Origin of the sequence: Halorientalis brevis, assembly GCF_042678165.1 — an archaeon.
Classification (GTDB): Archaea; Halobacteriota; Halobacteria; order Halobacteriales; family Haloarculaceae; genus Halorientalis; species Halorientalis brevis.
The window spans coordinates 62,393-84,496 of record NZ_JBHUDJ010000011.1 but is presented as its reverse complement, the minus strand read 5'-3'; the positions used below and the strand labels follow the sequence as shown (position 1 = coordinate 84,496).

The following is a 22,104-nucleotide window of genomic DNA, read 5'->3' as shown; positions in this document are numbered from 1 at the left end:
ACGGGTGTGGCGTCGAACGACTGGTTCACTTCGGTTCGGTTTCGAGACGCAGCCGACCGAATCCACTGAACTGTTCGGCGTCGTACTGCTCCAGATCGGCGAGCGCCGGGGTGTCGATGACGGACCCGTCGACGTCGAACCGAGATCCGTGACAGGGGCAGTCCCAGGATTTCTCTGCGTCGTTCCAGTTGACGACGCAGTTGAGGTGCGTACAGACGGCCGAGACCGCGTGTATCTCACCGTCGTCGTCACGGTAGAGCCCGACCGGACCGTCACTGGAGTCGACTACCGTTGCGTCCCCTCGGGTCAACTGGTCGGCTGCCTCTGGACGCCGCGTCTGGAGATAGTCCTCGAAGAGGTGGCGAGCCGATTTGGTGTTGTGGGAGACGAACTCTCGGAGCGAACCGTCGATCGTGAGGCGCGAGGGGCGATACACCTGTTCCCAAGGTGACCCCCGGTCGAGGATGCTGTCGGCGATGAGCCTGCCAGCGGCGATCCCGTTCGTCATTCCCCAGCCGCCGAATCCAGTGGCGACGTACGCGTTCTCCCCGAAGGGTTTGTGTACGCCGACGAACGGGACGCCGTCGATGGAGACGAAGTCCTGCGTGGACCAGCGATACTCGACCGACTCCACGTCGAACCGCTCGCGAGCCGCCCGTTCGACCCTTCGGTAGCGCTCGTTCGTGTCGCCGCCGTGGCCCGTGCGGTGGTTCTGTCCGCCGACGAGCACAGTCGACTCGTCACCAGCTGGTTCCGGCCGAACGGACACGTACGGACTACCTGGTCTGTAGTACATCTTTTTGGGGGTGGGGTCATCGATGGTTACTGCGACCACGTACGACCGCTTGGGATACATGCGGGAGAAAAAGAGCCACTTGTCGACGATCGGGAAGTGCGTCGCGATGACGACGTTCTCGGCGCGGAGCGAGCCCGTGTCAGTCTCGACCGAGAACTGCGACTGGCCCTCGACGTCGAGGGCTTTCGTCTGTTCGTAGATCCTGCCGCCACCTTCGTCGACGATCGCGGCCAACGCCAGCAGGAACTTTCGCGGGTGAAAGTGGGCCTGGTCGTCGAACTGGACGGCGGCTTCGACGTCGAGCGGCCGGTCCGTCGATTCGACGTAGGTCGCAGGCAGGCCAAGCCGCCGAGCCGCTCGGACTTCGTCCCGCACGCGGTCAGTTTGCTGTCGGTCCGACACGTACGTCACGGCCGGCACGCGCTCGAAGTCACAGTCGACGTCGTGTCGCTCGACGATCGTCTCGACTTCGTCGATCGCCTGTTCGTTCGCCCTGGCATATTGGTGCGCCCGTTCCTCTCCCAGTTGGTGCCTGAGGTCGCTGTATCGCAGTCCGTGTAGCGAGGTCAGCTTGGCAGTGGTGTGGCCGGTCGTCCCCGTCACGAGACGGTTTCGTTCGACCACGGCGACTTCCTGTCCTGCTCGCGTCAGGTGATAGGCCGCCGTGAGGCCGACGATGCCACCGCCCAGTACGACCGTTTCGGCGGTCTCGGTGCCGTCGAGTTCGTCGTACGACGTCTCGTCCGTCGTGTCCAGCCAGATCGACGTGTGCTTCCCGGACGCAGCGTCCTCGGTCTCGGATGGGTTCGAATTCATCGGAAGTCACCGTGGCCCTGGCAGGGGTGACAATCACATGGACGTTGTCGGCGAAAAGTCCGGGGCTGGCTGATGCAGGCTCTCTTCGGGGAGTCCCAGGTTCTTGTTCGCGCAGCGACCCATCCAGAGGGCTAAGTGGCTGCCACTGCTACGTCACTGTGTGAGAGGTTCGCATCCTCTCTCGATGTGAACTCTGATGTCACTGGCGCTTCGTCGACGAGCCGACTCCGTCGTCTCGATCGTCGGGACGATCATTCGGGAGTTTCGCAACCGAGACATCCCGTTCATGGCGGGGAGCATCGCTTACTACGCGTTTCTGTCGCTGTTTCCGCTGCTCATGCTCGTCTTTCTGATCGTCTCGTTCGTCGGCGACGAGCGGCTGGCGGCGTTCGTCACCGACGCGACGGAGGCGTATCTGACGCCGGCTGCACAGTCGGTCTTACTCGACACCATCAAAGAAGCCAGTGGCCGCTTCCAACTTTCCATCATCGCCGTTCTCACGCTCCTCTGGGGGATCACGAGCGTCTTCAGAGGACTCGACACGGCGTTTTCGAAGCTCTACGGGACGGGTAGACACGAGGGCTTTATCGAGAAAACGATCGATGGGCTCATCGTCATCGGCGGAATCTCCGTCGCCACGTTCGCGATGTTCCTCGCCGGGACCGTCTACGCGCTCTTTCCGGCACTGCCGTTCATGAACGTCCTCAATCTCCTGTTACTGACAGTCGCGTTGGCTATCGCCTTTCTCCCGATCTACTACGTCTTTCCGGACGTGGAGGTCTCGCTCCAGGAGGTCATTCCCGGAGCCGTCGTCGCTGCCGTCGGATGGACGATCCTTCAGTTGCTCTTTCAGGTGTACGCCTCGTACAGTTCGACGGCGGAGCTGTATGGCGTTCTCGGCGGCATCCTGCTGTTGATCACGTGGCTGTACTTCGGGGCGCTCGTCCTGCTGGTCGGGGCTGCGACGAACGTCGTCCTGTCCACCCGTTCACCACCGGAGACGATCGACGAGCAGGAACCCATCTCTGAGGAGATCCGGCGGCAGTAGCTGAGGGTCGCGCGCTCAGTACTGGGTCTGCTCGTCTTCGTCGATGTGCTGTTCGCCGATCTCACTCTGACGCTGGTGAGCGATTCGCTGCTGTTCCTGCCTGTGCCCTTGCTCGGTTTCGCGGGGCTGGGTGTGCTCTCTCTTCCGCAAATCCGAGAGTTCGCTCCCCTGCTGTTGCTGGGGATGCTGTCGTTGCTGCTGTGGCTGTTGCTGCTGGCTTCGGTGTTGGGTCTGTTGTGACGGCTGCTCCTGGTGGGGCTGTCCCTGATGGCTCTGTCGAAATCCCTGCTGGTGCTGCTGGTTCTGTTGCTGTGCCTGTGGCTGCTGTCCCCGTTGTTGGCTCGCGTGGTGTTGCGGGCGCTGACGCTGTTGCTGATGCTGCTGTGGCTGCTGATGCTGTTGTGAGCGCTGCTGATGCTGTCCCTGGTTGGACTGCTGGTGCTGCCCGAACTGCGTCCCCTGTGCGCTCTGCTGTTTACCGGACTGCAACCCGGGGTGCTGTTGGCCGGGGTGCCCCTGTTGTTGCTGGGCCTGCTGTCCGTGGTCGAACTCATCTCGCTGCTGGCCTCCCTCGAATTGGTCGAATCGTTCCTGGCCGTAGCCCTGCGAGATCTGTTGCCGTCCACGCTGCTCGTGTCGTTGCTGGGCTTGCTGGTGGGACTGTTGGCTCTCCTGTTGCTGTCCCTGGTGAGACTGCTGGTGGTGTTGCTGTCGCGGCGGTCGGTGCTGGTTGTGCTGTTGCCCTCGCTGCTGGTGCTGCTGTGACCGTTCGTCTGACCGCCGTGCTGATCGAGTAAAATCGTTCATGATGTGCAAGCGGGCCGTCAGCTACGCGCGTGACGTGTCAGTGTCACCGAGGCCCGTGCACAACGCAACTCGCCGGGACCGCATTGTTACAGGGTACTTATGAAAGAGGGGGCGAGAACACCCGTTTCTGGCGTTGTCTAAGGTGGACTTACATCTTCTCGCCGTCAGGACAGGGAGCCGCTGGAGGCCATCCCGTCGTGGAGGTTCGATTCGAGGAGTACCTGGTGTCCGCGGCGCAGTCGTTCCGAGACGGCTTGGTGGGAGACGCCGAGGCGATCAGACAGTTCGACGAGCGTCGTCCCGCGGGGGACGCTGTAGTAATCGGAATTGAGCGCTTCGGTCAGGGCCTCGTACTGCGCTGCGGAGAGTCTGGTGCCGCCGTGTTGCACGACGTTTTCGAGGTCGTGGACCCGATTGATGTCGACGCTGGTCCCGTACGCCTGACAGAAGTCGTAGAACGCCGACATCGTGTCTTTGTCCGGGAACAGGATTCTGAGTTCCCACGCCCGAGATTGAATCTGCGCGTCGAGTAGCGTTCCCTGCTTCTCGACGAGCATCGAGAGGAACACGCGGACCTGTGAATCCCACCTGATCTGGTACAGGACGCGCCCATCGTCCTGTACGAGCCTGGTCACCTCGTTCGTGGACGGGTCGGCTTCCAGCGCCGCATCGAGGTCTTCAGTGTCCGGTGCCGACGCCCAGAGGAACGGAAGCAGACAGTCGTTCCGAGGCACTACGACGTGTACCGCCTCCATCGACGCGTCCGGTACGTCTCCGAAGGCCTCAGACAGTGCAAACTCGGCCGTCGGGATTCGTGCGTCCACAATCGTGCCCATGTCGTTGGCATGGAAAACAACGGGTATTACTATTTGCTGGCTATGGCAGGTAACGCCGCAGTACCTGATTTTGCCGATTGAATTGACATGGAACCGACACTGAGGAATTTCCGCCGCTGAGTCTCCTCGAACCCGTCCACGACGTGACCGAACTATAACAGAAAAAATCCGACCCAAACTGCGTCGCGTCGTCCTGGCAATAGCAGGCCAGGGGGTCTCTCGACCGGTCGTATGGCCACTATACGAATCCAAGCAAAAAGAAGTCCGACGGGACTGGATTGCAGTTCGACCAGCGGCAATCACGGCCGAAGTGGCCTGCAAATCGGGGCCTCGTTAGTCGTCCTCATCGGTGGTGGATTCCACGTCGACAGTCGAACCGCCATCGGCCTGTCGGGAGCTGCTGGGTTCGGGCGTCGCGGAGGAGGCCTGCCCCATCCACCGGTCGATGTTGTTCGACACGTAGGTGTGACCGCCCCAGCCGACTGCGATTCCCAGACCGAGGGCCAACGCTGCGGCCAGTCCCCACGCTGTCGCTCGCGCGAAGAGGTACAGGATGCTCACGTCGATGCCCATCGTGTCCAGTCCGATGACGATGGCCGTGAAATACAGGAACATGCGCGTTCCGGCCGCGAACCAGTTCGTGTAGGACGTCTGGGTCGCAGCGCGCGTCTCCATGATCGCGTCACCGATGAAGTCTGCCACGACGAATCCGAGGACGATGACGGCCAGTCCCGCGATGAACGCCGGGAGATAGGACACCGCGGTCTGTATCCATTCCGAGAGTAGCGTGATGGCGAGCACGTCTGCAGCCGCCAGAATCGCCAGGGCGTACACGAACCACTTGGCGATCTTCCCGAACGTCGCCGAGACAGCACGCTCGGTTCCGCCCATAATTCCGCCAAGCGGCGTGTCCATCACGAACCTGTCAAGCTCGACGCGATCGGTCACGCTTTTCACGAGCTTTCCGATCGCGACGCCGAGAATCCACCCGATCAGCAGGACGACGAGTGCACCGACCAATCGAGGCAAGAACGCGATGATGTTACTGATGGTTTCCTCGAGGAAGTCCGGAACCTGTACTTGTAGCACGACTGCCGATTCGAACGCTGCCATTATCACGTACCTCGGGGTGTCTTCGAGTCCGAGGCGTATCAGCGCGGAGCCTGCATCCCAAAGGCGATGAAGTGTGACATCCGCCAACTCGCCACTGCAGTCGAGGAGCAGGCCTTCTTCGCCCGTTTCCTTCCCAACTGGGCTGGGTGTGCCGTCGAGGCGACCAACTTGTCGTCAATGGCTTGAATAGGCCAGCCACGCATTTAATCAACTGTTTCCCGTACGGCACCTGCTATGGCTAGCCACAGCGAATCCGAGAGTCAAATCACGACAGATCGCCAGACGATCGAATCGTGGGCGGAAGACGCCAACGTCGTTCCGGCCCGACGGAAAGGCGAAGAGAGACCGTCAAACCTCGTCCTCGTCGAGGAATCAAACGTCGGTGGGATGCACGAAACGGTGTCCTGGGACGAGTTCTTCTCGACGATGGAAGACCAGAATATGGTCGTTGTCGCCCACGAGGGCGACCGATTCGAGGTTCTCGATCACGACGAGGCGATGGGCCGGGCGACCGTCGAGAGTGACGAACTGAAACAGGCCTTGGTCGAAGGTGAAGTGGTGACCAGCACGATCACGGAAACGACGGTGATAGAACGCACTGTCGTGGAGGAAGCCGAGATCGAGAGTCAGATCGCGGACCGAGACCAGGTCGAGTCGTCGATCCAGAACGCCGAACTCCTCACGCGAGACGTCGAAAGCTGTGACGTCACGGATAGAGGGGCTGAAAGGCACGAATCGATCGAGTACGAGCAATTCGAACCCGGCACGACGCTCACTGACGAGTTCGACGTCGAGGTGATCGTCAACGAGTCCTGGGATCTGACACGAGAGGTACTTGAACGGCTGACTATCGAAAGCCAGATCGTCGACACCGAAGCCACCGAGACCGACACAGTGGAAGCCGACGAGATCGAGAGCACGATCGATATCGAGGGTGTGCAACAGACGATCCTCGAGAGCGAACTCATCGATACGGAGGCGACGACGTCGGAAGTCATCGAGAGCGGCTCCATCCACACCGAATTCGGAGAGGGTGACGTATTCGAGACCGAGCTGATGGAACGGAAGACGATCGAGGAGGAACTCTCCCTTCAGAAGGAGTTCTCCGGCACCATCACGGACGGTGAGACCGTGTCGGCCGAAACCATCTCCCGCGAGACGATCGAGAGTGCCATCGTCGACGAAGAAGGGGCGACCCTCGGGATGGAGGAGGCGACGACCCGTGAGGAAGCAGTGGTGGAAGAAGAGACGGAAATGGGGGACACTGGGGCGGAGGAAGGACGGCTCGTTCCGACGCAAGACGAGGAAGGCAAGTCAGTCGTGGACGCGACCGGTGAAGAAGTCGGACTGGTCGTCGAAGTCGAGAACGAGACGATGTTCGTCGACCCGCATCCGTCGATCACTGACAAAATAAAGACTGCACTCGATTGGGGTGGCCACAACGAGGACGCCTACCCCGTGACGGCCAGTCAAGTGTCACAGATCACCGACGATACGGTCGAACTGGAAGTCGAAGGAGAGACACGAGACTAGCCTCTCCTCTCCTCTTGGTATCGAACAGTCTTCGTCTGGATGCCAATTCGTGTCGCTTCACGGAGGGCTAGCGAACATTCTTGAGGGTGGTCGTGGACCTTGTGACCGGACTCACAATCCATGAGCCAGATGTACAACCAGAACCAGTCTCAGCAGCAACAGCCACGACAGACGGGAGCGACACAGCAGCAGACAACAGCGCAAGGCGGACAGCCTGCAGCGCAACAGTTTCCGACGAGGAGCTATCTGTCACAGAACGTCAGAACGGCGAGTATCCAGCGATTGAATCGGTGTCTCGCTGACTCGATCGTCCTCCAGTCGCAGGCGAAGTACGCTCACTGGAACGTGAAGGGACTGCACTTTTTCCCGCTCCACGAACTGTTCGACGAGATCGCGGAGGAGTTCGAGGATCACATCGACGAGATCGCAGAGCGAATCACGTCGCTCGGTGGTCAGGCCATCGGCAGCACGTACACGGCTGCCTCGACGTCTAACATCCCACCGCTCTCGACGTCGGCAGTGACGGGCGTCGAGTTCATCGAAATGCTTGCGGATCGGATCGCGATGCACGACGCGAATCTCAGTCAGGACATTCAGGCGGCGACCCAGTCCGGCGACGTGGATACGGCGGACCTGCTCAACGAAATCTCCCGTGAGGTCGGTGAAAAGCGATGGTTCCTCGAGGCACACCTCCAGGGACCGACGGTGCAGAACGAACCCGTGCAGGGGCGATCGCAGACGACACAGACTTCTCAGCGATAGTCCAGCTCGCTGGCGCGAGAAAAGAAAAATGACCGGAGTCGAATCCTCCGGTGACCCGTTTTTTCGGTGACTTCGGGCGGTATTTACGACGATTCCTGCTGTCCAGGGGTAACTGGCACTTGGCGCTGTGAATCCGCCTTCTGCTGTGAACTGGCCTCAGCCGTCTGTGCCTGCGTCGGTTCGCCCTCCTGATAGGGCTCGATAGCTAATTGTGGGGGTTGCTGGGCCTGCTGTGGTGGCTGTTGAATCTGCTGTGGTCGTGGCTGCTGAACCTGTTGTGGGGGCTGCTGCACCTGCTGGGACTGTGGCTGTTGTGGTGGCTGCTGTTGGATTCCGCTCTGTGGCTGTGGTTGCTGCTGGAACTGTTGGCCCTGTGGCTGGTGCGTCTGCTGGGGTTGCGCCGGCGGTTGGATGGATGCTGCCTGGGGCTGCTGCTGATATTGCTGCGATGGCTGCTGTTGCATTCCGCCGGCCGCCTGGCCGGTCTGAGCACCTAAATCCTGGCCCATCTGCTGGAACTCCTCCCGCATCTGTTGCCCAGTCTGTTGGAACTGCTGTTGCATCTCTCGGCCCTGGGATTGGGCGACTTCCATCTCGGTTTCGGCCATCTGTTCCGTGTTCTTGACGACGGAATCGAGGGTCTGCAGGTAACTGTCGACGGTGTCCTTGGTGAGCTCGATCCCCTGGCGCTGGGCGCGGCTCTGGGCTTCGAGACCGTTGACGAAGAGTTGTGCTGCGTTGCGCTGAACCTGCAGGCTCTGTTCGAGCGGGATCTGAAAGGCCTGCTGTAAGGCCCGCTGCCCGTTCGCCATCATCGATTGTTGGCCTGTGTTCCGCTGTTCGAGGTCTGTAGACTGACTCATTGTTGGATAGTTTCGAGTTCGGAGAGCGTGTGCGGCAACTGCTTCCACGACACGCTACCAGTGTAGATTTCGTGAACTGTTCCAGTAGTGTGAAAGGACACTACTCGTTCCCGGTCTCGGTCGACTGCACTACCAAGCGTTTCGTCCTCTGGCCAGGATATAAACAGTCGATATCGTTTATCGGGATAGGCTTGGACACTGGGCGGCGACGTTCAAGTAAGCCCCTTCTGTCAATATTTCCGCGTTCAGTGTGGCTCGCGTTACTTCTCGCTGGGTGCGTATTCGGGAGCCGAGCACACGATTTTACGAGAAGAAATCAGACAAGCAAGCCGCGTGCTGACTCGCAGAGACAGCCGATCCGCATTTAGCCTTGATACTGAGTAACTGATTGTTGAGGGGGAGAGATAACGATTTGCCCGTTGCTGTGGATGGCGACCTGGCAACCCAGGATCGTCAGATTGAGCGAGCCGTTGGTCCGCGGCGTCCCGTCGGGTTTGGGCTTGAACAGTTTGTCCATGGCGTCCGGATCCACGTAGTCGTTGAGCGTGAACCCGGTGTCGGTCACGTCGATCCCGGTGACGTCAGAGATTGCGTGTGCGAGCGTCGTCGTCAACTCCGCCGTCCCGCCGAACTCGTGGTGGACCACGTACGGCTGCTGCTGTTTCGGAGGGGCCTGTTGTGGCACTGTATTGAGTTCTGTATTTGATACGTTACGGTTCATCATTTGTGACGTGCTTCCGTTATAGTACGGTTACCAAAAGGTTTTCTGCTGTTACGAAATCTGACAGGATATGGACTAGCCTCGCTCGAGAAGCCTGTTTCATCCGCTGTTCCGCTCTACCTCGGCGAGTAGAGTGTGGTTACTGAGTAGTAGTCACAGTTTTCCACTCCCGATTTCTGACGAATGATTACAGATACGATGCGTCCCATCTGGTTGCTTTCCGTTTGTTCCCACAGTTGTTGCATTCGATACGGCCCATCGCGTCCATCGCGGTGTCCACCGACTCGCAGTTCCCACAGTAGAACCCGTACCGTTCTTCCAGTGCTTCGCTACTGAACACTGTGTAGAATGGTCCTTTCGCACCACGTTCAGCGTCGCTAAAACTCACGAACAGTTCTCGGTCGTTCGGCTCAGTGATCGTTTCGACGACTTCCTCCGCCGGATATCCGCCGAGTGGTTTCTCGTAAATCTGCTCATCGTAGTTGGTCTCCCCGATTGTAACCTCGCGGGTGGCCACGTGGTCGAACCCGTGCTCTTCGTAAAACGCCCCTCCGTCCTCGTTCTGGGCGAGGACCTTGCCGCGGAGTACCTCTGCGCCTTGATCTTCGATCCGATCCTGGAACTGGCCGAGCAGTTGCGTGCCGGTGTGCTCCCCGCGGAAGTGTGGCGACACGTGGAGCCAGTCTAACTCACCTGCTGGTGGATCTTCTTGCAGGAGCGCTCCTTGCACGAACCCGACGAGGTCGTCGTCCTCGTAAGCGAGTAGAAAGACCTCGTTCTCGTCGTCGAGAAGGGAACTCAACTGGGGCGCCGAATACCACTCTTCCACGATGTCGACGATGGCGTCCTCGTCGATGAAGTGTCCGTACGATTCACTGAGCGACGCTCTCGCGACGGTCGCGATCTCTTCGGCGTCCGTGCTTGCCGCGCTTTGAACCTCCATATCACCAGTTCGACGCACACGCCCTAAAGTCCCGACGCCAGTACTGCGTACCTTTATCGACGTCCGCGTTGACTGTGTTGAAAGGCTATGTCCGACGATTCTCCTGAACACGACTCGTCAGACGGGGCGCGGATGGAACTCGAACCAGACGCACTGCACGAACGTGAGAACGGGTACTTTCTCGACTGTCCGGAGTGTGGCTCGCCGGTCTCACTGATCCAGGTCATCGAGGAAGGTCGATGTACTGGCTATCTCGACGCGGACGTCACAGAAGTCGAAGGGGACGACGAGCAGCTGCAAGATCCCGCGTGTACAGCTGTTCTCTCGCTTGACCTGGTCTGGGGGTCCTGAGAGTTTACGATAGCCGGTCGGTGCCGTCTCTCCTTTTGCCGAGACACTCTCAGAGATCGCTCTCTACACGTACTTCGTCACTCGTCACTTCGACCACTGAATTGTCGGCGAGTGGATGCGTTTCGTCGCGTTTTGTTTCGTCGCTCCAGCCGAGTTTCGACATGATGGTATCCGTGACGCTCGGGTCTGGGTCGACGTAGGCGGTGCCGTGCTCGACGTTGACGATGCGGCCCAGTGTGTCGTTTTCGCGGACGACTGGCTTCCCTTCGTCTTCTTGGGTAATCTCGGTAGCCATGCTGTAGTGACTCTCACGCCACCGGTCCAATACTTGTTGCCTGCAGGTGCAAGAGGCGCGCTCCCAATAGACTGGTGACAGGAACGTCCCTGATCTGGAGACAGTCGCGCTCTGCTTTACGCCAGTACTGCTGTAAGAAGAAATAGGGAACCGAACGCCTCGGCGCCAGCGCGGTTATCGCCGACTCTGGGCGCTGATGACTTCTAGTGCGTCCGCCTGCTGGTTGCCGAGGAATACGAGCAGATCGTCAAGAGTGACGATCCCCTGCAGTGTCCCATCTTCGTCGACGATCGGTAGTCGACGGATCTTCGCGTCTTTGAGCTGTTCGAGAGCGTCGAAGACTGTCATCTCCGTCGATCCGGTGATGAGGTCGCCGGTGAGCAACTCCTCGACGTTCTTTTCGGCGATCGCGGGGCGCCCTTCCAGCGAGAGGGCTATCTTTCGGTCGGTGACCAGGTCGATCGGCGTCTTGCCGTCGTCGTCCAGAATGACGACGGAGCCGACGTTGTTCTCGGCCATGCTGCTCACCACCGTCCGAATGGGCGTATCACGCTGTGCTGTCACGACGTCGGTGACGATGAGGTCCTCGACTTTCGCTGGCTCGAAGGTCTGGCGTGCCATCCCGACCTGAGGTTGCTGCTGCTGGGGTTGGGTTCCCTGCTGCATCGCCTGGGGTTGGGGCGTCGTCATCCCTTGTGGGACACCTGGCGACGGCTGTCCAGTCGGGGGCTGCTGATTCGGCTGTGGCTGTTGGCCAGTCGGTCCCTGTGGTGTCGTTATTGTCTGCTGCATACCACCGGGTTGGCCTTGCTGTGACTGGGGCTGTTGAGGTTGTCCCTGCTGTTGTGGCTGGGTCTGTGGTGGTCCAGTCTGTCCCTGTGGTTGTTGCCACTGTTGTTGCTGTTGTGACGGTGGCTGCTGTGGCACCTGTGTTGGTTGCTGTCGTTGCTGTGGCTGTGACTGAATACCTCGTGATTGCTGTGAACCGGTTCCGCTGGGCTGTCGCTCCCGGGGCGCGTTTGGGTTATCTCCCTGGTAGTTCATTATACCCGTCGGCCGGCGCGTGACGCGCTCGACCAACCGCCTAATGGTACCACGAACCTGCTGATAAAACCTGATGCCCGTCCATCACACGACAGGAACGTCAGTCACCGACGGCGTGATGATTACCCCGCTTTTTCGTTATGAACCTATGTCTTTTGGGTCAACCCTCATGCTATCACAGGGAGTATCTCACTCAAGATGCCCACCTGCCCAGGTTGTCAACACCAGGTATCTCATCTGAAATTACCTGTACACACCCGGTTCTGTGAGGCGGTCCACGGCAAATCGTCGTGTAACGCGTCCGTAGTGGAAAGCTTCGACGCGCGTCTCAACAGGATGGAACGTCAGCTAGAGGGCCGCATTGCCGCTCTCGAAGCCGAACTCGAAGCGTCCGGTCCGCGAAGTTCACGACTTCGCTCGGCAGATATCCAGTAACGGTCCTCCGTTCGCTGTTTTATCCGGGTTTGTTTAGCCGTAGTGCTGTTTCTTCAACCCCTGGTGCTTACTCTCGACCCGCCTGTTCACGGATAGGAGGGCCACACGGTCTTACTGTTTGATTACCCTTATTCTCCTGGTTCACTCTGTATAGCGATATTTAGTTTATGGCCAATGGTCATAATATCCTACCATCGGGGTGTTGTGTGGTTGTCTGGACTGGACAACGACGAACCAAAAATGGTTGGATAAATTACCTATATCCCGAGATCACTGATATTCGCACTCTCAGATTCACCTTCAGAGTTAGTTTGCGAGTTTCACGAAAACCGATTCGGACCCTCATTCGAGGAGGAACGAATCTGCACTTTCGGCTGTGACGCGGCACTGTTGGACCGACGTGTAGATCGAGCTCAGGCCAGTACCTCGAAGCTCATGCCGACGATTATTGCGAGGATGAACACGAGCACCATTCCGACGATGATGTAGAAATGGATGCTTCGCTCATCAGTGCCTTCAGTGGGTTCATCGTGCCTGCTCATACAGAATCTTGGTCGGTCGAGACGTAACAGTTCTGTTTCAGAAAGGGTGGCCGCGCGTACGATACACGGTGGCTCTGGTCCTCTCCGATGTGTCAGGGCTACGCTCGTGCGTAACCACATCGCATGCAGTTACGGTTGACAGTGACTAGTGACATTGGGGCTCTACTGTGTCGGGCCATCGGCCAATATCGTTTTCCGGATATACTGATCAGGCCACCTACACCTTCTAGCTGATCAGTGTTGACCGTGAGAGTTATCGCATAGTTGTATCGTCCAAATTTAATGAATAGTATTCCGTATCAGTATAACCGGTCATGTTGGTGTTGAATTATTACTAGTAGATGTGGCTAGGTAGTATTGCGAGAATGTGTTACCATACAGTACTAGCAGCAAGTCTGTCTCTACAGTAATATTGGTCAATAACACTGGTCAGTATTACTGCTCAGTAGTTTCAGTCAGTATTATTAACAACATTGGTCAGAATGTCTGACGAGAATTTATGTGTGGTGTTTGTATTAGTTCGAACTGAATGATATCGTACGCGTTGTGGAGCGAGGCGGGCGGTGTCGGGAAGACGGCGCTGGCCGTCAACCTCGCGGCGGCCCATCAGCGCCACGGGCAACAGACGCTCTTGATCGACCTCGATCCCCAGAACGGCGGTGCGAGCCACCATCTCGGCGTCGACGACGAGCGGTCCGACCCCGACGTCGATAACATCGTGCGCCACCTCATCGATCGACCGAAGGGCGATTTCGAGGACCTCGTCCGAGAAACGAGCCACGGCATCCACGTCGTCCCGAGCCACAACATGCTGGACAGTCTGGAGACGAACCTCCAGCGCGCCCAGGAGATGGAACAGGACATGGGCGGCCGCTTCGTCAAGGAACTCCAGCTGCGCCGCGTCCTGCAGGACGCCGGGGTCACCGACGAGTACGACGTGCTCGTCATCGACCCGCCGGCGACGGGTGGCCAGCACGTCTACAACGCCGTTTCGGCGACCTCGAACGTCGTCATCCCGCTCGAACTGTCGCCGAAAGGCGAACAGTCGCTCCGTGGCCTCGAAGACACGGTCTCGAATCTCGAAGCCGAAGTCGACGCGGAAGTCGGCGTGGTTGCCGTCGTCCCGAACAAGGTCCGCCGAACGCGCGTCCGTGCGAAGTACGAGGAAGCCCTGGAGACGGTGTCCTATCCCGTCTCGCCGGTGCAGATTCCGGTTCGAGAGGCGATGCTGAACGGGGCGTGGGACGCACAGACGACCGCGTACGAGTTCGTCGCTGAGAACGACCGCGCCGATCGCGAACGCGAGACGCTCGAGGCGTTCGATACGCTCGCTCGGTTCATCTCCAGTCAGTTCGACGTCGAGCTGACGCCCGAGGACGTCGCCGAGGCGGAACGCGAGGTGATCGCATGAAATCGGGCGCCTCCGATCCGTTCGCCGACGACGAACCGACGCAGTCCGACGCGGAATCGGCGGAGTCCATTGACGAGGACGAAGCGGAGCCCGCAGAAACGGACACCGAACCGCCGGACTCGACGGCGACTCCCGAGCCAACGACCGAGTCGACTACAGACGAGCAGGACAGTAGTGTCACCGGGCTCAGCCGCGACGAACTCCCGTTCATCCTCCGTCGCGAGAAGGTCAAAGACGAGCGGCCGGAAGTCCACCAGCTGTTCGTCCAGGCCGACACACACGAACGGGCCGTCGAGGCCGAGCGTGACCTCGAAGCGATGCTGGACGTGGATCTCTCCCGGACCGACGCACGGGAAGCGATCTACCTCGCGGGAATGGCGAACTTGGAGGAAGCAGCCGACGTGCTTCGTCGCTGGGGCTACGACATGTAATCGGTACCGACGTCGCTCGTTGCCCATCCGCTTGCTCGTGTTCGACGTGTCGAATGACGCAAAGCAATTTATCTACCCCCCTATACAATCAAACTAACATGAGCGGATCTGGGAACCCTGATGACGTCCTCACCCGGGGTGAGATGCTAGAGCGGATCTCCGACGCGGTCGTCGTTCTCGACTCTGACTTCCAGTGTCTCTCCTGTAACGAGCAGGCCGAACAGCTACTCGACAAGGATCGCGACGACGTCGTCGGGCGCCACGTCTGGACCGTCTTTCCCGACATGGTCGGCACCGAGGCGCAACGAAAGATCGAGGCGACGATGGAGACGAACCAGCGCGAAACGTGCGAACGCTACGACGACGACGTCGACCGCTGGTTCGAGGTCCGCGTCTATCCCGACGACGACGGCGTTTCTCTCTTCTTCACGGACATTACCGAGCGCAAAGAGCGCGAACAGGAGGTCGACCGGTACGAGCGAATCCTCGGCCACCTCCCAGTCGCCATCGAGCGGGCGACCACCGGTGACGACGACGAGTTCACCCACGTGACGGAGGGGCTCGTCGAGTTGTTCGAGGCGGCGTCGACGGACGCACTCATGAATCGCGCCCCGAGCGACTTCTATGCGAACCCGGGGGAACGTGACGCGCTCGTCGAGTCGCTCCAGGCGACGGGACACGTCGAAGACCGGCCGGTCGAGTTCGAGACCGTCAGCGGCGACACAATCGAGGGAACTGTCACTGCGAGCCGCGAAGAGATCGGTGGCGACGACTACTTCGTGACGCTCTTCGAGGACAGCTCCGAGCAGTCGGGGCACACGCAGGGACTCGCCCGCGCGGACGCGATGTTCCAGAACGCACAGGAGGCGATCTTCTACATCGACGTGGGCGAGAACGCCGAACGATTCGAGTTCGATCGACTGAATCCAGCGTTCGAGGACCAGACCGGGCTGGCCGCCGACGAGATCCGCGGCGAGACGCCGCAGGACGTGTTCGGAGACGACGCGGGCGAGCGACTCTGTTCGTACTACCGCGACTGCGTCGCGCAGCGCGAACCCGTCGACTACGAGGTCGAACTTCCGGTTCCGACGGACGGATCGTACTGGCAAACCCGGATCGCACCCGTGATCGTCGACGACGAGGTCGTCCAACTGGTCGGCTCCGCGCGTGACGTCACGGAGCAGCGAGCGCACGAACAGGATCTCGCACGCTATCGGACGTTCGTGGACATCGCTTCCGAGTTCGTCGCGACGATCGACGCCGAGAAGACAGTCGAGTACGCGAGTCCCGCGGTCGCACAGATCGCTGGGCACGATCCGGCCGACCTGGTCGGCACGAACCTCCTCGATCACGTCCACCCCGACGACCGAGACGAACTGGAAACCGAGATCGGGCGGTTGCTCGGGAACCCCGCCGAGACGGTCACCCAACAGTACCGGTTCAAACAGGCCGACGGCTCGTGGGCCTGGGTCGAGTCGACGGCAGTGAACCGACTGGACGATTCGCCCATCGAGGGCCTCGTCTTCGCCACGCGCGACGTGACCGAGCAGACCGAACGCACGGAGACGCTGCGCCAGACCCAACAGCGGTTCGACCTCGCCGTCGAAGGCGCGAACATCAGCACCTGGGACTGGGACCGGGACGCCGAGGAGATCGTCTTCAACGACCAGTGGACCAACATGGTCGGACTGGCGAGCGAGGTCCCGGAGTTCGACTTCGACATCTGGGAGGACGTGATCCACCCCGACGACGTGGCCGAGGCCCGGAAGGCACTGGAGGCCCACCTCGACGGCGAGACCGAGCGCTACGACCAGGAAGTCCGGATGCGAACCGAGGAGGGCGACTGGCAGTGGGTCCGTACCGTCGGGAAAGTCATCGACCGGGACGAACACGGGAACGCAACGCGCGCGCTCGGCCTCCACATCGACATCGACGACCGGAAACACGTCCAGCAGGGCCTCTCGGAGACGACGAATACCCTCGAAGCGGTCATCAAAGCCTCGCCGAACGCCATCGTTATCGTGGACTCGGCGGGCGAGGTCGTTCTGTGGAACCAGGGCGCGGAACGGCTCTTCGGCTGGAAGAAAGACGAAGTGCTCGGCAAGCCCGTGCCGTTCCTCCCCGAGAACAAGCCCTCGAAGTTCGAACCGGTCATCGGCCAACTCAACAGCGGCGAAACCATCCAGACCGTCAAGACGAAGCGCCAGACCAAATCCGGCGAACTCCGGAAGGTGCGCCTCTCGTCGACGCGCATCGACGGGAACGACGGACTCGTCGGCTACCTCGGCATCTTCCAGGACCTGTCGTCCTCGACGAACTGAACCCGCGTCGACTGATTTTTGCCAGCGACCGTGCTGAGTATTGCGACCCTGGAGCGCCGCGTCCAGCGCTGTTCGGTTTCGGAAGGCGTTTATTAACTCGGTGTAACAACCCGGTAATGAAACGGCGACAATTTTTGCAGCGGGCTGGCGCCGGCGTCGCGTCGGCGACGATTCTCGCGGGCTGTACTGCAGCCCCCGTCGAGCAGGGGACGACGACTGGCACCCCGACCGGACCGCCGAGCGGGACGCTCACCGTCGCGACGTACTCCTCGTTCACCGGGGGGGATGCCGCGGGGACGTGGCTGAAATCCACCTTCGAAACCGAGTATCCGAAGGTGACGGTGGAGTTCACGACCCCCGAAAACGGGTTCAACCAGTTCATCCAGCGCAAAAAGCAGGGCGCCCCTCTCGGTGCGGACGTGTACGTCGGCCTGAACACCGGCGAACTCGTGCGCGCCGACGAGCAGCTCGACGACCAACTCTTCCGAGTCGTCGAAGACGACCTGGAGCGCAGCGACTCCGTGAAAGATAGCTTGCAGATCGATCCCGACGGCCGAGCGCTTCCCTACGACACCGGGTACATCTCGCTCGTCTACGACGAGGACGCGGTCCGGAACCCCGGTTCGTTCGACGCCTTGCTGGAGCCGCGATACCAGAGCGACCTCATCACCCAGAACGCCCAGCAGTCTGACCCCGGACGAGCCTTCCTCCTCTGGTCGATCCACGAGAAAGGCCCGGGCGGCTATCTCGACTACTGGTCGAACCTGCTGGACAACGGCGTGCGCGTCCTCTCCGACTGGGAACCCGCCTACCAGGCGTACACCAACGGGGAAGCGCCGATGGTCGTCTCCTACTCGACTGACCAGGTGTACTACCACGGCCCCGACGTCGACATGTCGAAACATCAGGTCGGGTTCCTCAACGACCAGGGCTACGCGAACCCGGAGGCGATGGCCGTCTTCGACGACGCGCAGAACCCGCGGCTCGGCCGGCTGTTCATGGACTTCGTGCTTTCCGAGCGAGCGCAGGCCGAAATCGCGGTCCGGAACGTCCAGTTCCCGGCCGTCGAGGGCGTCACGCCCAGCGAGGAGTTCTCGGAGTACGCGCTGGAGCCGCCGAACCCCGTGACCTTCGGGTACGACGAACTCGCTGGCAACGTCGATGCCTGGATCGACGACTGGGCGCGGCTGGTCGCGAGCAACTGATGACCTGGCGGCGGTGGGCGGAACGGCTCGCCATCCCACTGGGACTCGTCCTGACAGTCGCGGTGCTGTCGATCGTGTTCTACTATCCGGTGGGCAGCGTCTTCGTCGAGGCGATCTGGAGCGACGGCCGTCCGACGCTCGCCCCGCTGGTCGACGTGCTGACCGACCCGTTCTATCACGACCTGTTCGGCTTCACGGCCTATCAGGCGCTGCTCTCGACTGTCGCGAGCGTCGCCCTGGGGTTGCCGGGCGCGTATCTGCTGGCCAGATACGAGTTCACCGGGCGGCGAACGCTGCGCTCCCTGACGATGCTGCCGTTCGTCCTCCCGTCGATCATGGTCGCCGTGGGCTTTCTCGCCATGTTCGGCCAGCACGGCTTCCTCAACGACGTGCTCGGAGCGCTCGGACTCGGATCGGTGAACCTCCTGTTCTCGCTGGAGATCATCGTGCTCGCCCACGCGTTCTACAACGCGCCGCTGGTGACGCGGCTGGTCACGGCCGCCTGGGAGTCGGTGGACGTCCGTCGCGTCGAGACGGCCAGAGCGATGGGTGCTTCGCCGGCGCGGGCATTTCGGGACGTCGTCCTCCCGCAGTTGTTGCCGTCGCTCCTGACCGCCGCCTTGCTCACCTTCGTGTTCACGTTCATGTCGTTCCCGATCGTCCTCGCGCTCGGAGGCCTTCGGCTGGCGACCGTCGAGGTGTGGATCTTCGCGCGCGTTCAGGACCTCGCACTCGCCGAGGCGGCGACGCTGGCCACCATCGAGACGGTATTTTCGCTCCTGCTGATGTACGTCTATCTCCGATACGAGGCCAGACAGGCGGCCGGGACGAGCGGCGGGCGGCCGCTCGGCAGACGTCAACTACTGGTCGGCCGAGAAACACTCGCGGACCCACGCCGGGTCGCCCTGCTTGCCTACGGTGCGCTCGCACTCGTGGTGTTCGTCGGACCGCTCCTCAGCCTGCTCGTCGAGAGCCTGACCGGACCGAACGGGAGTTTCACCACGGCGTACTACGAGTTCCTGGTGTCTCGGCAGACGGCCGCGGCGTCGGGCACGACCAGGCCGCTGCCGGCGATCACTAACTCGCTTTTGTTCGGCGTCGGGACCCTCCTGGTGGCCGTCCCGATGGGCATCGTCGTGTCCGTCGTCGCCACTCGCGACGTGGTCGGAAGTCGCGCAGCCGAAGCGATCCTGACGGCACCGATCGCCGTCAGCGGCGTCGTCGTCGGCCTGGGACTTCTGCAGACGCTCGTGTTCGGTACGGTCCTGTTCGGCTATCGGATCACCGTGCTCGGTCCGGTCGCGATCGTCCTCGCGCACGCGGTGGCGGCGTATCCGTTCGTCACCCGGAACGTGACGCCCGCGCTCGGGAGTCTGGACGCTCGACTCGTCGACGCGGCCCGGTCCCTCGGCGCGACGCGCGTTCGGGCGCTGCTGGACGTCGAACTCCCGCTCGTCGGTGCAGCGCTGACCGCCGGGGCGGCCTTCGCCTTCGCAATCAGCGTCGGCGAGTTCGACTCGACGGTGCTGCTGGCGAGCAACGTCGACAGTTACACCATGCCCGTGGCACTGGAACGATACATCGCCAACCGCTCACTCGGGCCGAGCCTCGGCCCCGCGACCGCGATGGGGACAGTCCTGCTCGCCATTACAGCGGCCAGCTTCGTCGTGATCGACCGCCTCGGCGGTCGGTGGGAACTGTGACCGGCACAGATCGCGCTGGACGCGACGCGTCCGCCGAGCCGGGCGTCGAACTCGACGGGCTCACAGTAGAGTTCGACGGCGTGACGGCGATCGACGACGTGTCGCTCTCGGTCGCCGAGGGCGAGTTCTTCACGTTCGTCGGTCCCTCCGGCTGCGGGAAGACGACGACCCTGCGGAGCATCGGCGGGTTCGAGACGCCGGCGGCGGGAACGATCCGCATCGGCGGCCGGTCCGTCGCGGGCGTCCCGCCCGAAGACCGCGAGGTGGGCATCGTCTTCCAGAACTACGCGCTGTTCCCGAACATGAGCGTCCGGGAGAACGTCGGGTACGGACTGCGGTTCCGCGACCCGCCAGGCGGGCACTCGACGGCCGAACGCGTCGACGAACTGCTCGAGCTGGTCGACATGGCGGGCATGGGCGACCGCGATCCGACCGAACTCTCCGGGGGGCAACAGCAGCGGATCGCGCTGGCGCGGGCGCTGGCGCCTGGCCCCGAAGTCCTCCTGCTGGACGAACCACTCTCCGCGCTGGACGCGCGGCTTCGCGAGCGCCTGCGCGTGACGATTCGCGACATCCAGCAGGACCTGGGCATCACCACCGTCTACGTCACCCACGACCAGGCAGAGGCGCTCGCGATCTCCGACCGCGTCGCGGTGATGAACGACGGTCGACTCGAACAGGTCGCGCCGCCCGAGCGGATCTACCGGGAGCCGGCCTCGCGGTTCGTCGCGGAGTTCGTCGGCGACAACAACCTCTTCGATGGGACCGTGACGCCCGGAACCCCACCGAGCGCTGCGGTCGACGGCCAGTCGTTCCCGCTGCCCGACGCCGACGCTGTGCAGGCCGACGAGCCCGTGACGCTCTCGGTCCGCCCGGAGGCCATCGCGCTCGGTTCTGGCGACGCGACGCTCTCGGCGACCGTCGAGAACGTCGAGTTCCTCGGCGACGCGTACCGCCTGCACTGTGACTGGCAGGACCGCTCGATCCTCGTGAAAACCGACCAGCGTCCCGAGCCGGGAGCGACGGTGCAACTCGGCATCGACAGGGCGGACGTCCACCGACTTTGATCGCGGCTTCGGAGGCGTTTTTTGACAGCGCTCGAAGGAAAGTCCAATGAGTGATCTCGGGAAGGTCGACCGGTCCTTTTTCGACGACGTCATCGCACCGCGGCTCGGCGTCGACCGTGACGACGTCGCGCTCGGGCCGCGCCACGGCGTCGACTTCGGCGTCCTCGACGTGGGCGACCAGCTCCTCGTGACCGCGACCGATCCGCTCTCGATCCTCCCGGACCTGGGGCTCGACCGCGCGGCCCGATTCGCGCTGAACGTCTTTCTCACCGACGTGGCCGTCTCGGGAATCGCGCCGACCCACTGTTCCCTGACGCTGACCGTTCCCCCGTCGATGACAGACGACGAGATCGCGACGATCTGGCGGGGACTGAGCGACCACGCGAGCGATCTCGGCGTCGCAATCGTCGCCAATCACGTCAGCCGGGCCGCCGGCGTCGAGTCGTCGTGGGTCGGCGGGGCGACGGCGTTCGGCGTCGGCGATCGGACCGACCTGGTCAGACCGGACGGCGCCCGACCCGGCGATGCGATCGTCGTCTCGACGGGGCCGGGTGCCGAGGTCGCCGGCCTCGTTTCGACGCTCTACCCCGACGAACTCCCCCTCCCGGCGGAGACGATCGCGACGGCCCAGGCGCGTGTCGACGACATCGAGGGCGTTCGTGACGCGGCAGCTGCCCACGACGCCGGCCGGGTGACCGCGATGCACGACGCCACTGAGGGCGGGCTCCACGGTGGATTGGTCGAGATGGCCTCGGGGGCGGGCGTCCGCTTCGACGTCGACAGCGACGCCGTCCCCGTCCGAGACGGCGTCCGGCCGGTGTGCGACGCGCTCGGCGTCGACCCCTGGCGGGTCACGAGTTGCGGGACGCTCCTGAGTACCGTCGATCCTGCTGACGCCGACGCCGTGGTCGCGGCGCTCGAAGCACGAGGGACGCCCGCCGCCGTCGTTGGCACTGTCAGTGAGGGGCGTGGCGTCTACGTCGACGGCGACGAGGTCACGGCCCCGGAGACGGACCCGTCCTGGGCCGCGATCCAGGCGCTCACCGACGAGTAAGCGGGTT

General features: G+C 61.8%; 23 protein-coding genes. 14 read left to right on the top strand and 9 right to left on the bottom strand.

Annotated features, from left to right (window positions below; all coding sequences use genetic code 11):
- Positions 1-25: 25 nt before the first annotated feature.
- The gene (locus ACFR9U_RS15415) at positions 26-1,612 is read right to left on the bottom strand and encodes an FAD-dependent oxidoreductase (protein WP_247381441.1); all 1,587 of its coding nucleotides are present in this window, start codon (positions 1,610-1,612) and stop codon (positions 26-28) included.
- Between the two features lie 196 nt (positions 1,613-1,808).
- Between ACFR9U_RS15415 and ACFR9U_RS15410 the strand changes: the two genes are divergently transcribed.
- Genes ACFR9U_RS15410 through ACFR9U_RS15395 form a run of 4 tightly spaced genes read left to right on the top strand, consistent with a single transcriptional unit; the run spans position 1,809 to position 3,425 of the window.
- On the top strand, positions 1,809-2,660 hold the full coding sequence (locus tag ACFR9U_RS15410) for a YihY/virulence factor BrkB family protein (protein WP_247381443.1): 852 nt from the start codon (positions 1,809-1,811) through the stop codon (positions 2,658-2,660).
- 45 nt (positions 2,661-2,705) lie between these two features.
- Entirely contained in the window at positions 2,706-2,900 is a 195-nt protein-coding gene (locus ACFR9U_RS15405; protein ID WP_247381444.1) for a hypothetical protein, read from the top strand.
- Between the two features lie 12 nt (positions 2,901-2,912).
- The gene (locus ACFR9U_RS15400) at positions 2,913-3,065 is read left to right on the top strand and encodes a hypothetical protein (protein WP_247381445.1); all 153 of its coding nucleotides are present in this window, start codon (positions 2,913-2,915) and stop codon (positions 3,063-3,065) included.
- A 9-nt stretch (positions 3,066-3,074) separates the two neighbouring features.
- Entirely contained in the window at positions 3,075-3,425 is a 351-nt protein-coding gene (locus ACFR9U_RS15395) for a hypothetical protein (RefSeq protein WP_247381446.1), read from the top strand.
- Positions 3,426-3,631: 206 nt separating this feature from the next.
- On the opposite strand, the gene ACFR9U_RS15390 is transcribed toward ACFR9U_RS15395, so the two are convergent.
- Together ACFR9U_RS15390 and ACFR9U_RS15385 are read right to left on the bottom strand one after the other, a co-directional pair.
- Entirely contained in the window at positions 3,632-4,303 is a 672-nt protein-coding gene (locus tag ACFR9U_RS15390) for a helix-turn-helix domain-containing protein (protein WP_247381447.1), read from the bottom strand.
- A 333-nt stretch (positions 4,304-4,636) separates the two neighbouring features.
- Positions 4,637-5,416, bottom strand: coding sequence for a mechanosensitive ion channel family protein (locus ACFR9U_RS15385; protein WP_247381448.1), 780 nt, complete (start codon positions 5,414-5,416; stop codon positions 4,637-4,639).
- A 234-nt stretch (positions 5,417-5,650) separates the two neighbouring features.
- Here ACFR9U_RS15385 and ACFR9U_RS15380 point away from each other — a divergent pair, with 234 nt between their 5' ends.
- The gene (locus tag ACFR9U_RS15380; protein ID WP_247381449.1) at positions 5,651-6,949 is read left to right on the top strand and encodes a hypothetical protein; all 1,299 of its coding nucleotides are present in this window, start codon (positions 5,651-5,653) and stop codon (positions 6,947-6,949) included.
- 120 nt (positions 6,950-7,069) lie between these two features.
- A complete protein-coding gene (gene dps, locus ACFR9U_RS15375; protein ID WP_379814693.1) occupies positions 7,070-7,711 on the top strand; it encodes a DNA starvation/stationary phase protection protein Dps in 642 nt (213 codons plus the stop codon).
- A gap of 83 nt (positions 7,712-7,794) precedes the next feature.
- On the opposite strand, the gene ACFR9U_RS15370 is transcribed toward dps, so the two are convergent.
- The 3 genes from ACFR9U_RS15370 to ACFR9U_RS15360 all read right to left on the bottom strand — a co-directional run bounded on the left by ACFR9U_RS15370 (position 7,795) and on the right by ACFR9U_RS15360 (position 10,238).
- Entirely contained in the window at positions 7,795-8,574 is a 780-nt protein-coding gene (locus tag ACFR9U_RS15370) for a hypothetical protein (RefSeq protein WP_247381450.1), read from the bottom strand.
- 364 nt (positions 8,575-8,938) lie between these two features.
- Entirely contained in the window at positions 8,939-9,259 is a 321-nt protein-coding gene (locus ACFR9U_RS15365; RefSeq protein ID WP_247381451.1) for a HalOD1 output domain-containing protein, read from the bottom strand.
- A gap of 223 nt (positions 9,260-9,482) precedes the next feature.
- Positions 9,483-10,238: a GNAT family N-acetyltransferase gene (locus ACFR9U_RS15360; RefSeq protein WP_247381453.1), complete on the bottom strand. Its 756-nt coding sequence runs from the start codon at positions 10,236-10,238 to the stop codon at positions 9,483-9,485.
- Between the two features lie 87 nt (positions 10,239-10,325).
- On the opposite strand from ACFR9U_RS15360, the gene ACFR9U_RS15355 reads away from it, so the two are divergent.
- The gene (locus ACFR9U_RS15355; RefSeq protein WP_247381455.1) at positions 10,326-10,589 is read left to right on the top strand and encodes a hypothetical protein; all 264 of its coding nucleotides are present in this window, start codon (positions 10,326-10,328) and stop codon (positions 10,587-10,589) included.
- Between the two features lie 49 nt (positions 10,590-10,638).
- Here ACFR9U_RS15355 and ACFR9U_RS15350 read toward each other — a convergent pair whose 3' ends face one another.
- The 3 genes from ACFR9U_RS15350 to ACFR9U_RS15340 form a co-directional block, all read right to left on the bottom strand.
- Entirely contained in the window at positions 10,639-10,884 is a 246-nt protein-coding gene (locus ACFR9U_RS15350) for a PRC-barrel domain containing protein (protein WP_247381457.1), read from the bottom strand.
- Positions 10,885-11,058: 174 nt separating this feature from the next.
- Positions 11,059-11,574 (bottom strand): CBS domain-containing protein, encoded by a 516-nt coding sequence (locus ACFR9U_RS15345; RefSeq protein ID WP_247381459.1) that lies wholly within the window; start codon positions 11,572-11,574, stop codon positions 11,059-11,061.
- Positions 11,575-12,776: 1,202 nt separating this feature from the next.
- The gene (locus tag ACFR9U_RS15340) at positions 12,777-12,905 is read right to left on the bottom strand and encodes a hypothetical protein (protein ID WP_282594409.1); all 129 of its coding nucleotides are present in this window, start codon (positions 12,903-12,905) and stop codon (positions 12,777-12,779) included.
- A 529-nt stretch (positions 12,906-13,434) separates the two neighbouring features.
- Here ACFR9U_RS15340 and ACFR9U_RS15335 point away from each other — a divergent pair.
- The 7 genes from ACFR9U_RS15335 to ACFR9U_RS15305 all read left to right on the top strand — a co-directional run bounded on the left by ACFR9U_RS15335 (position 13,435) and on the right by ACFR9U_RS15305 (position 22,097).
- Complete coding sequence (locus ACFR9U_RS15335; RefSeq protein WP_247381461.1) at positions 13,435-14,316, top strand: ParA family protein; 882 nt, start codon at positions 13,435-13,437, stop codon at positions 14,314-14,316.
- Positions 14,313-14,747 carry a DUF7970 domain-containing protein gene (locus ACFR9U_RS15330; protein WP_247381463.1) on the top strand — a complete coding sequence of 145 codons (435 nt, stop codon included), beginning with the start codon at positions 14,313-14,315 and terminating at the stop codon, positions 14,745-14,747. The genes ACFR9U_RS15335 and ACFR9U_RS15330 overlap by 4 nt, the downstream gene beginning before the upstream one ends.
- A 98-nt stretch (positions 14,748-14,845) precedes the next feature.
- Complete coding sequence (locus tag ACFR9U_RS15325) at positions 14,846-17,068, top strand: GGDEF and EAL domain-containing protein (RefSeq protein ID WP_247381465.1); 2,223 nt, start codon at positions 14,846-14,848, stop codon at positions 17,066-17,068.
- Between the two features lie 116 nt (positions 17,069-17,184).
- Positions 17,185-18,273, top strand: coding sequence for a thiamine ABC transporter substrate-binding protein (locus ACFR9U_RS15320; RefSeq protein WP_247381467.1), 1,089 nt, complete (start codon positions 17,185-17,187; stop codon positions 18,271-18,273).
- A complete protein-coding gene (locus tag ACFR9U_RS15315) occupies positions 18,273-19,976 on the top strand; it encodes an ABC transporter permease (protein WP_247381468.1) in 1,704 nt (567 codons plus the stop codon). The genes ACFR9U_RS15320 and ACFR9U_RS15315 overlap by 1 nt, the downstream gene beginning before the upstream one ends.
- Positions 19,964-21,043: an ABC transporter ATP-binding protein gene (locus tag ACFR9U_RS15310; RefSeq protein ID WP_379814687.1), complete on the top strand. Its 1,080-nt coding sequence runs from the start codon at positions 19,964-19,966 to the stop codon at positions 21,041-21,043. Before ACFR9U_RS15315 ends, ACFR9U_RS15310 begins: the two co-directional genes overlap by 13 nt.
- Before the next feature lie 46 nt (positions 21,044-21,089).
- Positions 21,090-22,097, top strand: a complete 1,008-nt coding sequence (locus ACFR9U_RS15305; protein WP_247381470.1) for an AIR synthase family protein — start codon at positions 21,090-21,092, stop codon at positions 22,095-22,097.
- The last annotated feature ends 7 nt before the right edge of the window (positions 22,098-22,104 follow it).